The sequence below is a fragment of the Ilumatobacteraceae bacterium genome, from assembly GCA_033344875.1.
Lineage (GTDB): Bacteria > Actinomycetota > Acidimicrobiia > Acidimicrobiales > Ilumatobacteraceae > Ilumatobacter.
Genome location: JAWPMO010000001.1, coordinates 2,569,989 through 2,582,574, shown reverse-complemented (window position 1 = coordinate 2,582,574; position 12,586 = coordinate 2,569,989). Strand labels below are relative to the sequence as shown.

At 67.7% G+C, this 12,586-nt stretch carries 10 protein-coding genes; 6 read left to right on the top strand and 4 right to left on the bottom strand.

All coding sequences use genetic code 11. From position 1 onward, the window contains the following. Positions 1 to 54 precede the first annotated feature (54 nt). On the bottom strand, positions 55 to 756 hold the full coding sequence (locus R8G01_12155; GenBank protein MDW3214747.1) for a dihydrofolate reductase family protein: 702 nt from the start codon (positions 754 to 756) through the stop codon (positions 55 to 57). 229 nt (positions 757 to 985) lie between these two features. Between R8G01_12155 and R8G01_12150 the strand changes: the two genes are divergently transcribed. Further along, positions 986 to 1,303 carry a hypothetical protein gene (locus tag R8G01_12150; protein MDW3214746.1) on the top strand — a complete coding sequence of 106 codons (318 nt, stop codon included), beginning with the start codon at positions 986 to 988 and terminating at the stop codon, positions 1,301 to 1,303. Positions 1,304 to 1,409: 106 nt separating this feature from the next. On the opposite strand, the gene R8G01_12145 is transcribed toward R8G01_12150, so the two are convergent. Continuing rightward, positions 1,410 to 1,853 carry a hypothetical protein gene (locus R8G01_12145; protein ID MDW3214745.1) on the bottom strand — a complete coding sequence of 148 codons (444 nt, stop codon included), beginning with the start codon at positions 1,851 to 1,853 and terminating at the stop codon, positions 1,410 to 1,412. A 200-nt stretch (positions 1,854 to 2,053) separates the two neighbouring features. Between R8G01_12145 and R8G01_12140 the strand changes: the two genes are divergently transcribed. From R8G01_12140 to R8G01_12125, 4 genes are all read left to right on the top strand, one after another. Next, a complete protein-coding gene (locus R8G01_12140) occupies positions 2,054 to 7,270 on the top strand; it encodes a protein kinase (GenBank protein MDW3214744.1) in 5,217 nt (1,738 codons plus the stop codon). Between the two features lie 174 nt (positions 7,271 to 7,444). Beyond that, the gene (locus tag R8G01_12135; protein MDW3214743.1) at positions 7,445 to 7,759 is read left to right on the top strand and encodes a hypothetical protein; all 315 of its coding nucleotides are present in this window, start codon (positions 7,445 to 7,447) and stop codon (positions 7,757 to 7,759) included. A gap of 300 nt (positions 7,760 to 8,059) precedes the next feature. Next, positions 8,060 to 8,605, top strand: a complete 546-nt coding sequence (locus R8G01_12130; protein MDW3214742.1) for a hypothetical protein — start codon at positions 8,060 to 8,062, stop codon at positions 8,603 to 8,605. Then, entirely contained in the window at positions 8,602 to 9,084 is a 483-nt protein-coding gene (locus R8G01_12125; GenBank protein MDW3214741.1) for a MarR family transcriptional regulator, read from the top strand. Before R8G01_12130 ends, R8G01_12125 begins: the two co-directional genes overlap by 4 nt. 21 nt (positions 9,085 to 9,105) lie before the next feature. Here R8G01_12125 and R8G01_12120 read toward each other — a convergent pair whose 3' ends face one another. Beyond that, on the bottom strand, positions 9,106 to 10,323 hold the full coding sequence (locus R8G01_12120) for an IS110 family transposase (protein ID MDW3214740.1): 1,218 nt from the start codon (positions 10,321 to 10,323) through the stop codon (positions 9,106 to 9,108). Between the two features lie 231 nt (positions 10,324 to 10,554). After that, complete coding sequence (locus tag R8G01_12115; GenBank protein ID MDW3214739.1) at positions 10,555 to 11,496, bottom strand: alpha/beta hydrolase; 942 nt, start codon at positions 11,494 to 11,496, stop codon at positions 10,555 to 10,557. Positions 11,497 to 11,595: 99 nt separating this feature from the next. On the opposite strand from R8G01_12115, the gene R8G01_12110 reads away from it, so the two are divergent. Beyond that, a complete protein-coding gene (locus tag R8G01_12110) occupies positions 11,596 to 12,576 on the top strand; it encodes a YafY family protein (GenBank protein MDW3214738.1) in 981 nt (326 codons plus the stop codon). Positions 12,577 to 12,586: the final 10 nt, after the last annotated feature.

Below are 12,586 nucleotides of genomic sequence, written 5' to 3'. Positions count from 1 at the left end.
CACGCCGAGGTCTCCGAGAACATCGCTCGGATCAGCACAGCCGCGCTGGTCTGTTCAGGTGTCGCTACGCCAGAGGATGTGGTGGGTCACGCCGCTCGGGCCGGGGATGGTGTCATGGTGGAAACGGTCGTCGAACTCGGTCGGGTCGTCCCAGAAGCGGACCCCGGCGCCGAGGGTGATCGGTGCGACGACGACGTGCATCTCGTCGACGACGTCGGCGTCGAGGAACGAACGGATCGTGGTCGGACCGCCGCCGAGTCGGACATCGAGCCCGCCGGCTGCGGCACGGGCCCGCTCCGCCGCCTGGTGTGGGGTGGCGTCGAGGAAGTGGAACGTGGTGTCGGCGAGCGTGAACGATGGCCGTTCGTGGTGGGTCAGTACGAACACCGGTGTGTGGAATGGGGGCGTGTCGCCCCACCAACCGCGCCAGTCGTCGTCGGACCACGGGCCGCGTTGGGGGCCGAACTTGTTGCGGCCCATGATCTCGGCGCCGATCCCATGGGCGAAGTCGCGCGTGAAGTAGTCGTCGAGCCCCCTCGAACCGGCCGCGCCGGTCCGGCCAGGCCAACTCGCAGTCGCAAGGCCCCACGCCATCAACTCCGTCGGATCGGCATGGCCGAACGGACGCTCGAGCGATTGACCCTCACCCGTGCCGTACCCGTCGGCCGACACGGTGAAGTTCTGAACCCTGATCCGTTGCTGCATCGTGTTCTCCTCGGGAAGTCGCTGACCCGCTGGTGTTTCGTAACCGGTCACCGGCAGAGTAGTTCGACTGCTTGCATAACGCAATCGGATGTATCGACACGCTCGCGATCGAACTCATGCCGTTGACCATCGAGCTCGGCGGCCCGAGCCGCAGTGGTCCTGGGGCGCGATCGAACTGGCACGTATCCGACCCTTGGACGTTGGGAAGAAGCATTTGGTGGGCCGGACCCGATTCGAACCGAAAGGCTTTCTGATGAAATACCGCACGACATTGATCGCGATGACGTCCGCTTCGGTGCTGCTGGTGCCGAGTGCATGTGGATCGGACGACGACTCGCCGGCGCCCGGCGTGTCGTCGGATGTCAGCGACCCCGTCGATGGCGCGGCGCCGTGCCTCACCGCTGAACAAGGCGATCCCGCTCCCGACTACGTGGGCCTCGACGAAGCGGAGGCGCAAGAACTCGCGAACTCCGAGGGTCTCACCATGCGCGTCGTGGGTCGCGACGGCGAGTGTGACGCCATCACGTTGGATCTGCGAGACGACCGCGTCAACGTCGATCTCGTCGACGGCGTCGTGGTCGCCGCCGCATACTTCTGACTCGTCGGGTCTGCCCACCCGTGTGGCCGAAACGGTCGGCCCGTGCACGCGAGCCGGCTGCGGCCCCGAAGAACGGTGCCGCAGCCGGTGTCGTGCACCGGTTCGCTCAGGGAGTGATGCAGCGGAGGCGGAAGCCTTCGACGACGATGCCGTCGATCTTCTCCACGAAGTACCCCTGGGCCTTGAACATCGACCCGTTGTCGTCGCGCCACGTGTCGTGGAAGGCGGCTCGGGCGACGTTGCCGTTGAAGACGAAGTTCTCCTGACCGTTCCTCATCACGTACCCGTCGCTGGTGGTGCCGGTGCGGGAGAGATGGACGACGACTCGGTCACCGTGCACGTGCTCGCGGATGTCGAGCTCCAGCGTGACGTCGTGCTCGGCGCCCGTGCAGGGGTTCACGTCGGTGAAGGTCTCGGTGACGCTGAACTCGACGGGTGCGTCGGCGGCTGCCGGTGCAGCGCCGAGACCGATGACGCCGAGCGCGGCGGCCACCCCGACGGCTGCTCGCCGGCCGATCGTGGTGTTGGTCTGGCGTGTGAATGCGGTCATGGTGACTCCTCGTGTCTCGAGTGCTCGGTTGGTCGAGCACGGAGTTCACGATGAAGAATCGACATCACAACCAGATGACACCATCACCGTGGGCGGCACCGACGACCGGGCGTCGGCGCGATGTCGGGGCGCGAAACCCCTGAACGTGGGGATTTCGGTCTTGTGATGTCGCTGTAAGGTCGCCCGCAGACGATGGGGGCATGACCAGAGTGGCACCGGGCGAGCACGACACGATGGCGCCGTCGATCCGCGTGTTCGGCGGCATGGGCCTGGCCGTCGACGGTGAACCCATCAGCATCGGAGGCCCCCGGCAACAGCAGCTGTTGGCGCTCCTCGCGTTGCGAGCGGGCTCGGTCGTCGAGATCGACTGGCTGGCCGAACACCTGTGGAGCGACGACGAGCGTCCAGCCGCGACGGCACCAGCGCTGCGCACCTACGTATCGCGCCTCCGAGGTGCGCTGCCGAACGAGGCGCAGGAGTGGATCGAGACCGTCCCGTCGGGCTACCGCCTCCGAGCACCCGACGATGCGGTCGAGCACCTCCGGTTCATGAACCTGCGGGCGGCTGCCAAGGCCGCCCGAGATCACGACGATCCGGCGCAGGCGCGAGAACTCCTGGACGAGGCATTGGGTCTCTGGCGGGGCCGACCGTTCCGGGAACTGGACGACGTCGACGCGGCGCGAGCCCAGATCGAACAGCTCGAACTCGACCGACTCGAGATGCTGGAGGAGCGGTGGGAGACGGCGCTCGCCCTCGGTCAACACACCCAGATCACCGGTGAGCTGGCGGCGTTCACCAACGAACACGGCCTCCGCGACCGGGCCGCCCGGCAGTACGCGCTCGCCCTCCACCGCAGTGGCCGAACCCCCGAAGCGTTGCGTGTCCTGGAGAACCATCGCCGGACCGTGGCGGACACGACCGGACTCGATCCGTCGCCCGCGGTCGTCGAACTGGAGCAGTCGCTGCTCACCGGTGACCCGTCGCTCGAAGCTGCGCCAGAGGGCCGCCCGCTGCGCGGTTACCGGCTGATCGAGGAGGCCGGGGTCGGAGCGTTTGCCGTCGTCTGGCGCGCCATCCAGCCGTCGGTCGGCCGTGAGGTGGCGATCAAACAGATCCGCGCCGAGCTCGCTTCGCAGCCCGACTTCATCCGGCGCTTCGAGGCCGAGGCGCACCTCGTCGCCCGCATCGAGCACCCGCACATCGTGCCGCTGATCGACTTCTGGCGCGACCCCGACTCGGCCTACCTGGTGATGCGCTGGTTGCCCGGCGGCACGCTCGAACGCCGGCTCGACGACGGGCCACTGTCGGTCGCGGAGACGTTGTCGTTGGCACATCAGATCGGTGGCGCGCTGTCGGCGGCACACGCCCACGGGGTGATCCATCGTGACGTGAAGACCGGCAACATCCTGTTCGACGACGCAGGCCACACCTTCCTCGGTGACTTCGGGATCGCGCTGGAGGCGGCCGAATCGGCCGGGCCGGAGGCGGCGCTCTCGCCGGGTTCGCCCGCCTACTCGGCGCCCGAGCAGATCCGACGCGAGCAGCTGGGCCCGCAGGCCGACGTGTTCAGTCTCGGCGTGGTGCTGTTCGAGTGCCTGACCGGGTCGCTGCCGTTCGCGGCGATGTCGGCGCGCGATCTCGTCGAGCGTCAGTTGAACGAGCCGTATCCGTCGCTCGCCGAGCTCCGCAGCGACGTGCCCACGGCGGTCTCCGAGGCCGTCCTCCGGGCGACCGCGAAAGATCCGGCCGACCGCATCGAGAGCATCGCCGAGTTCCTGGACGCACTCGAACCGGCGGCCGCTGAGCCGTCGGGCAGCGGCGCACCGATCGTCGGTGCCGTGGCCAATCCGTACGTCGGCCTGCAGGCGTTCGACGACGGCGACGCCGGGCGGTTCTTCGGCCGGGAGCGGCTGGTGAGCGAGCTCCTCGATCGGCTGGCGGGCGACACGATCCGATCCCGGTCGGTCGTCGTCGTGGGGCCGTCCGGTTCGGGCAAGTCGTCGGTCGTCCGGGCGGGCCTCGTGCCGGCGCTCCGAGTCGGTCGCATCGACGGTTCCGACGACTGGTACTCGACGACCATGATGCCGGGCACCGATCCGTTCGAAGCGCTCGAGGCAGCACTGCTCCGGGTGGCGGTGAACCCGCCGCCGACGCTGCTCGACCAGCTTCGTGACGGCAGCCGAGGGATCCTTCGCAGTGTCCGCCGGTGCTTGCCGAACGACCGTGATCGCGTGGTCCTGGTGATCGATCAGCTCGAGGAGGTGTTCACGGGAGCGACGGCTGCCGACGCCGACCACTTCCTCGACGCGCTGGCCGAAGCGGTCGCCGAACCGACGTCACCGTTGCGACTGGTGGCGACGTTGCGGGCCGACTACTACGACCGTCCGCTGGCACACCCGACGTTCGCCCGCGTGTTGAAGGAGACCGCGGTCGATGTGACCCCGCTGGCACCCGACGAGCTCGAACGGGCGATCGTCGAGCCGGCCCGTCGCCAGGGCGTCGCGTTCGAGCCCGGGCTCGTCGCCCGGATCGCAGCCGAGGCGTCCGGGCAGCCGTCACCGCTCCCGCTCCTGCAGTACGCGCTGAGTGAGCTGTTCGACCGGCGCGACGGCGCCATGCTGACGATCGCTGCGTACGACGAGGTCGGCGGGTTGAGCGGCGCGCTGGCGTCGCGGGCCGAGGCCATCTACGCGAGCGCCGACGCTGATCAGCGGGTCGCGCTGCGTCGAGTGTTCGGCGCACTGGCCGACCCGGCTGCGTCGTCGGCGGATCTCCGACGGCGCGTCCCGGTCGCCGATCTGGGTGGCGAGGTCGCGACGGCGTGGGTGCTCGATCAACTCGGCGCCGCGCGGCTGGTGACGTTCGATCGCGACGTGGCCACACGAGAACCGACCGTCGAGGTCGCCCACGAAGCGCTGCTGCGCGAATGGCCGCGACTGGTCGACTGGTTGCACGAGGATGCGGCGCTGCTGCGTTCGGTCGACGAGCTGCATCGGGCCGCGACGACGTGGGACGGCGGCGGCCAGGACGAGTCGGATCTCGCTCGCGGCGGTCGGCTCGAGTCGGCGCTCGGGCTCGTGGCGACGGCGGGTGATCGGCTGCGACCGGTCGATCGGGACTTCGTCGAGGCGTCTCGGGTTGCGGCCGAGGCCGAGCGTCAGGACGAGGCCGGGCGGGTGCGGCGACTCCGCCGCCTCGTGGTGGCGGTCGCATGTGCGCTCGTCGTCGCACTCGTCGCCGGTGGCGTCGCACTGGTCGCCCAACGCCGTGCCGACGACGAAGCTGCAGCCGCCACGGCTGCCGCAGCCGATGCGGAGTCGGAGGCAGAGGCAGCGCGCGCTGCGACCGCGCGGGCCGATCTGGCGACGCTGGTCAGTCGGTCGGCGTCGGTCGCCGCCGAGGACCCCCGGCTCGGTCTCCTCCTGGCGCTCGAGGCGAACGGGAGATCATCGGGCCCGGAGACGGAGCAGGCGGTGCTCAACGCGCTCGGATCGAGCGCCCTCCCGAACGTGCTGTCGAGCCTCGGCCTCCCCCCGTGGGGAGACGACTCGACCTGCGCAGGCGTCGCGATCGCTCAGAACGACGGCCGGTTCGACACGGCGATCCGCAATGGTGAGTTCGTCATCCGCGACCGGCTGACAGGTGAGATCGACAACGTCGGACCGCCGCCGACCGATGGTTGTCCGATCTGGATGGGGTCGCGAGAACTCGATCGGAAGCTGGCGTTCTCCCGGGACCAAGGCATGATCTGGACCGCAACCTACGACGGGCCCTGGTCGGAGGGGATCCCACAACCAGACGTGTCCTTCATCATCGAGCTCGGACACAACGCCTCCGGCACGATCCTCATGGGCGTCGACCGTCCCGACGGGAGCGTCCAGATGCGTGTGCTCGACGACCTGACCGGCGAGGCGCTCGCAACGATCGAGATCGAATCGGGTGTCTTTCCGCTGGACCCGGGCCTCAGTGGCTCCGGCGATCTGGTGGTGCTCCCCGTCGCCCTCGCCGAATCCGACGGTGGTGTCGGTCGAACGCTGCTGTACGACGCGTCGACCGGCCGGCTCGCCCAGGAGCTGGCGACGCCGCTCCCGGTCGATTCGTTCGACGTCGACGAGAACGCCGGACAGATCGTGACGATCGAGCAGGGCGGATCGATGACGACGTTCGACATCGAGACCGGGGAGACCGTGGCCCGCCTCGACGCAGTCATCGACGCGCAACCCCTTGCGATGCGCATCCAGCCTGACGGCCTGATCACGATCGTGTTGCCCGGCGAGGTCGGCGTGTTCGACCGACGGACGGGTCGCGTGGGCGACCCCGTCGAGCTGCGCGGCGTCGCCGGCGCCCGAATCCGCGACGACGGACGCATCACGATCATCACCGACGACCGCGGAGTGAGCCAGGTCATCGACCTGAGCGGGAACGCGCTCGTCGAGCGGTCGTGGGCGGTTTCCGGGGCGGCCAACCTCGGATACGCAGGAGGGGTCGTCGCTGCGGTCACGCCACCTGGCGGCACGCCACAGCGGATCGATCTCACGACCGGCGAGCGGACGAACGAGCCGATCACCCGAGCCGACGGCACGGCCTTCGAGGCAGCGGTCGTGATCCCGGAGGCGGACGGGATGTGGGCGATCGGCGCCGGGAACGAGATCGTGCGCTTCGCCGACGGCGAGATCGTCGAACGCCTGCCACGCCGCAGCGAGATCGACGGCGGGAGAGTGGTGTTCGGCTTCGTCGCCACCTTCGACACACTCGCCGACGGTGCCAGCCAGATCCGGATGAACGCGCTCGACCGGGGGAACCTGCGCACCACGTTCACCGTCGACACGCTCACCGAGAATTACGTCGCCGAGCCGACGACCGACGGCGGCCTCGTCGTGCTCACCGACGACGGCACACTGCGCTCGTACGACCCGGCGGGTGAGCTCGTCCACGAGGTCGCGACCGGCATCGGCGACGGCCTCTCCATCAACCCCGACCCGAGCAGTTCGATCATCGCGGTGCCGACGGAAGGCGGAGGAGCCGAGCCAGCCGGCGTCGTGCTGATCGATCTCGAGACCGATGGACAAGAGCGCCTGCCCATCGACGGCAACTTCACCAACGCGACCTTCGCTGACGACGGTCGGCTCCTCGCACTCATCGACGCGAACGGCTCGGTGCGCATCTGGGACGTGGAGCGAGACGCTTCCGCCGGACTCGTGTGGAACGGCACCGGATCGGTCGGCGGCAAGCTGTCGTGGATCGACGAGCAGACCGGCGAGCTCTGGGTGCAGACATCGGGACGGCTGATCGCCGTCCCGCTCGATCCGCAGCATTGGATCGAGCGGGCCTGCGAGGTCGCCGGCCGACCGATGACCCAGGCCGAATGGGATCGACTCGTGCCCGGTGGTGGCAGCGTCGTCGACCGCTGCCAGTGAACGCACCGCACTGAATCGCCGGTAGGCGGTCGGCGATGCCGACCACCTACCTGGACGGAGTCGAGGACGGGCCCGCGGCGGTCGCAGCGTTCAGCGGGCTCGCGGGAGAGCCGACCGAGCTGATCGACTTTCGACTACACCTCGATCGCCACCGCAGCGTGGACGGCGGGCTCGATGGTGAGCAGCGGCGACGATCTGCACCGTCTCTTCACCGCCCTGGTCGCGGGCGACATCATCCCCGACGAGCTCGTTGTCGAGATGATCGCCAACGAGGAGTACGGCCTCGGCATCGAGCCGTGGGACGAGGACGACAGCCTGATCGGCCACGGCGGATCGATCTTCGGCTTCGAAGCGCTCGTGTTCCACCACCCCGAGTCGGGCAGGACAGCGTTCTGGGCGTCGACCAGCGACGGACTGCGCTGGGGCCCGATCGTCGAGGACACGGTAATGGCGATGGTTCCCGGACTCGACGTCGACAACGAGGGCTGACGGACGGCCTGCCCAGGACCCGCGGTGGCGGAACGAAGCCCCGGCCGGAATTGCGTGTGCTGTCCGAACCGCGCTCGGACACCACCGGTACAACGCGACGGGCACCCATCGCGTTCACAGGAGGAGCAGGCTGGACAAGTAGTACCAGATCGCACTAAAGTAATGCGAAATCGTATCAACTAGGGAGTTTCCGCTATGTCACCCACCACACCGCTCACGAAGTCCACCCTGCTTCTGACCCGCCTTGCGTCATTGAAGCTGTGGATTGCAAGCGCATTGATTCTTGTTCCGTTCGCGTGGATGTTCTTCGCATCGTCGGCGCCAATCTCCGTCTTCGAGGTCGAGGCTGCGTGCCGTCAGGCCCCGCCTGACATGCGGTTCTTCACCACCGCTGAAGGAGTCACCGAGTTTCTCGACGGCTGCGGATCCGACGGGCGCGACGCCTATCGGAACATGCAACTGGCCGACATCTTCTATCCCGCCATCGTGGGCATCTTCCTGGCGTCCTCACTGAGCCTCGCCATCAGACGTCTCTCGTCGCGACCCGGGCGAGCTCTCTGGCTCGTCGCGCTTCCGCTCGCGGGTGCCGCATTCGACTACCTCGAGAACGCGCTCGCCTGGTTGGCGCTGACCAGCTACCCGGACCCGATCGCCACCAGCCACGTCCTCGGTGTCGCCTCGGCGGTCAAGACCTCGACCTCGTGGGCTGCAGTCTTGGTGCTCGTCGCCGCCGTCGTAGCGATCGTCGTTCAGGCGATCCGGTCTCGGCTGCCGGGAGCCACCGCTGAAGCCCCTGTCGCATCCGAACTGGCTGACGAACTCGGCGCCATAGGCTCGGCACGATGAACCAGGCCAACGGGAACGGTCACTCGGTCGGGCGTCGAAACAGCCGTGGGCCGACCAATGTCTTGTTCGATGCCTGGCTGGTTTCCCGATCCGTTCACCGACTCATCGACGTCGCCATCGAGGAGTCCGGGCTCGACGCTGACGAGTTCGCGGTGTACTCCGTGCTGGCGTCAGGTGGTGGGCTGACACCCTCGGAACTCGCCCAATGGATGGCAGCGGCGCCGACGACCGTGTCGAGCTATGTGAAGCGTTTCGAACGGCGCGGCCACATCTCCCGCATCCCGAACGCCGAGGACGGGCGCTCCTACCGAGTCCAACTCACCGCCGCCGGGCGCGCCGCTCACCAACACGCCGGCGACCTCTTTGCGCCGATCCTCACGAATACCGAGGACACGCTCGGTGCTCACGCCGAGACGGCCCACGCCCAACTCCTGATGCTGCTCCACGCAGTCGATGCCGTCCGAGAGGAGCACCCCTAGACATCCCACGGGCGGTAGGTGTCAAGCGGCGAGGTTGAGCCGGTGGGCCCAGGCGGTGTGTTCGTCGTAGATGGTGTGGTGGCGGAGGCAGCCGTGGAGAATGCCGACGAGGCGGTTGGCGAGGGCGCGTAGTGCTCGGTGGTGGGTGTCGCCGGCGGCTCGGCGGGCGTCGTAGAACAAGCGGGCTCCGGGGCTGGCGGTGAGTGTTGCGAAGGCCCACTGGTAGCAAGCGTCGGCGAGGCGCCGGTTGCGGGCGTAGCGGGCGAGCACGACGTGATGTTTGCCCGAGGCGCGGGTGATGGGTGACATGCCGGAGTAGTTCTTGCGAGACTTGGCGTCTGCATAGCGGTTCGGGTCGTCCCCGAACTCGGCGAGCACCCGGGCGCCGAGCGTCATCCCCAATCCTGGCAGGGAACGGATGACCTTGGCGTCCGGGTGTTGTTCAAAACGGTCGGCCAGCTCGGCCTCGAGGCGGTCGACCTGGATCTGCATCTCGACGATCACCGCCACGAGAGCGGCAACGCTGGCGCCCATCGCGTCAGTGACCAGAGCGGGTGCTTCGAGCTGCTCAGTGCGGAGCGCGGTCTGGATCTCGACGCTGCGTTCGTCGATGCGCCGTTGCCGACCACCGCGACGCAAAGCAGCGGCGATCTTCGAGCGTGACAGCAGCTTGCCGGTCATCGGGGTCGGCGCGATCGTCAACACCGCGAGAGCATCGCGTCCGGCCAGTTCATCGAATGCTTCCAGAGCTGCCGGGTAGAACTCGCGCAACGTGGAACGCAGCTGGTTGGTGTGGCGTTGCCGGCTCCAGATCATCGTCTGATGCGCCCGGGCGAGCACTTTGACGGCTTCGGCCAGTTCGCTGTCGCCGGCCACCGGCCGGTGATTGTGAGCGTCGGTGCGGGCCAGGTCGGCGAGCACCTTGGCGTCACCGGGGTCGGACTTGGCGCCCGACGTCGAGTGCCGTTCGCGATAGCGCGACGTCGACATCGGATTCACCGCCAGCACCGTGTACCCGGCAGCCACCAGGGCGCCGATGAACAACCCCCTGTCGGTTTCGGTCGCGACGATCACATCGGCCGGGTCGTCGACGCGACCGGCCACCAACTCGTGGAACCGGGCGACACCCTCCACACCTTCGGGCAGCCGGCCGCCGCCGAGCCGTTGGCCGTTGTCGTCCTCGACGAACACGTCGTGATGGTCCTCAGCCCAGTCCAGGCCGACGAACACCTGCCTCATCGGTCACCTCCTTGTTCAATCGGTTATCGTTCGAGCCCGAGGCGACCAGCAGCTCCCTAATGGTTCAGTGCTCGCAGCACGTCATCCCACCAGCCATCACGAGTCGACCTCACCAACCGACCGGCGCACGATCTAGGCGTAGAGCTCGAGGCTCTGGCTCCAAAAGTGCTGACCGACCGGCGGCTCGGAACCATCCTGACCGATCACACGGCTTCGGACGATCGATCCCCATTAGGCTTCCGCCCGCTGCGCCAGCCAGTTCAAGATCACCTGCGTGGACTCATCCGGCAGTTCTTGCTGGATCCAGTGACCGCAATCGAGGCTGACCTCTTCGACATTGGGTACGAACTCCGACAGTCGTTCGAACTTCGGGATCGCGTCTCGCTCGCCGCGGATCATGAGTGCCGGCGCGTGGACGATCGGATCCACATCTGCCAACAAGTGCCAGTTGCGGTCCAGGTTCCGGTACCAGTTGATGCTGCCGGTGAACCCTGAACCCTCGAACGCGGACACGAACACGGCGAGTTCGCTCTCGCTCATGATCGGCTCTCCCAGTGGGGCTTCGGCCCGTGCGATGTTGATCATCATCATGCCCGGCTCCGGCGCGACGGGCGGCAGGTTCTTCCGGTACATGTTGCGAAGGAACCGGAAGGCGTTGTCATCCAGCACGGCGTCGGCAACGCCTGGCTGCCGGTTGAAGTGGACGAAGTAGAAGTCGCCGCCGAAGACCTGTTCCATCATCTCGATCCAGGGCTGCTCGCCGCGCTCCTGGTAGGGCAGGGCCAGATTGACGACTGCCTCGACCCGGTCCGGGTGCAACAGCGCCATTCCCCAGACGACGTTCGCGCCCCAGTCGTGACCGACGAACGTGGCGTTGTCGTATCCGAAGTGATCGAGCAGCGCGACGAGGTCACCCGTCAAGTGTGCGATGTCGTAGTCGGTGACGTCGACCGGCCGGGACGAGTTGCCGTAGCCCCGCTGGTTGGGGACGATCACGTGATAGCCCGCGGCGGCAAGGGCGGGCATCTGGTGGCGCCACGAGAACGCATGCTCCGGCCAGCCGTGACAGAGCACGATGGGCGTGGTGTTGTCACGGCCCGCTTCGAAGACTTCGAGTTCCACTCCGTTGACCGGGATGATCGTGGGTTCGGGGAAGTCGGATGGGTTGAACATGGTGATTCTCGTTTCTCGAGGATGGGTGTTGTTGATACGAGGCCACCGTACGAACCCTTCCGGACAGGATCTGTCCGCAACGCGTGGCAATCTGAGACGGTGACGAACGATCCGACCGGCCGAGCGCTGCACCTGCTGTCCCTGCTGCAGACGCATCGGTTGTGGCGGGCCGCAGAACTCGCCGAACGCCTTGACGTCACGGAACGCACGGTGCGGCGCGATGTGGACAGGCTCCGCACCCTCGGCTATCCCGTCGACGCAACGACCGGGACCGACGGGGGATACCGACTTGCCGTCGGCGCGCATCTGCCACCGCTCGTCCTCGATGACGACGAAGCCGTCGCGGTCGCGCTCGGGCTGCGCTCTGCCGCGAGCGCGGCCGTCGGCGGCATCGAAGACACCTCGCTGCGCGCCTTGGCGAAGATCGAGCAACTCCTTCCCGACCGACTGAGGCGCCGAGTCTCGGCACTGCACAACAGCGTCGTCGAACTCCGCTGGTCCGGCCCCGACGACGACGTCGACCCCGACGCACTCAGCATCCTCGCCGTTGCGTGCCGCGACCGCGAGGAAGTCCGCTTCGACTACCGACGGCGTGATGGCGACCGCAGCCAGCGCCTCGTCGAACCGCACCAACTCGTCACCGCCGAGCGTCGCTGGTATCTCGTCGCGTTCGACCTTCGCCGGAACGATTGGCGGACCTTTCGAGTCGACCGGCTGAGCGCCACCAAGCCGGCCGGCGGCCGCTTCACCGCCCGCGAGATCCCGGGCGGCGACGCCGGAGCCTTCCTCACCGCATCGATCGCGTCCATACCCCGCAACGTCGAGGCGGTGGTCGTCGTCGATGCTGCCTATGCCGAGATCGAACCGATGCTGTCCATGGTCGACCACCACGTCGTCGAAACCGCAGCAGACGCGTGCGTGATCCGCATCAACGGAGAGGAGGTCGATCACCTCACCTTGTCGATCGTCCGCGTCGCGCTCAATGCTCCCGTTGCCGCAATCGAGCCGGCCGCTGTCGCCGACGCCGTGACGCTGCTCATCCGGCGACTTGCGGGCCATGCAACGCCACCCGGCCTCTGAAGCGGGTGTG

Excerpts from the sequence above, each read along its gene's own strand:
- R8G01_12130 (MDW3214742.1), top strand. The coding sequence starts at position 8,060 with ATGTTCTTCGCATCGTCGGCGCCAATCTCCGTCTTCGAGGTCGAGGCT.
- R8G01_12150 (MDW3214746.1), top strand. The coding sequence starts at position 986 with ATGACGTCCGCTTCGGTGCTGCTGGTGCCGAGTGCATGTGGATCGGAC.
- R8G01_12115 (MDW3214739.1), bottom strand. The coding sequence starts at position 11,496 with ATGTTCAACCCATCCGACTTCCCCGAACCCACGATCATCCCGGTCAAC.
- R8G01_12140 (MDW3214744.1), top strand. The coding sequence starts at position 2,054 with ATGACCAGAGTGGCACCGGGCGAGCACGACACGATGGCGCCGTCGATC.
- R8G01_12120 (MDW3214740.1), bottom strand. The coding sequence starts at position 10,323 with ATGAGGCAGGTGTTCGTCGGCCTGGACTGGGCTGAGGACCATCACGAC.
- R8G01_12125 (MDW3214741.1), top strand. The coding sequence starts at position 8,602 with ATGAACCAGGCCAACGGGAACGGTCACTCGGTCGGGCGTCGAAACAGC.
- R8G01_12135 (MDW3214743.1), top strand. The coding sequence starts at position 7,445 with ATGGTGAGCAGCGGCGACGATCTGCACCGTCTCTTCACCGCCCTGGTC.
- R8G01_12145 (MDW3214745.1), bottom strand. The coding sequence starts at position 1,853 with ATGACCGCATTCACACGCCAGACCAACACCACGATCGGCCGGCGAGCA.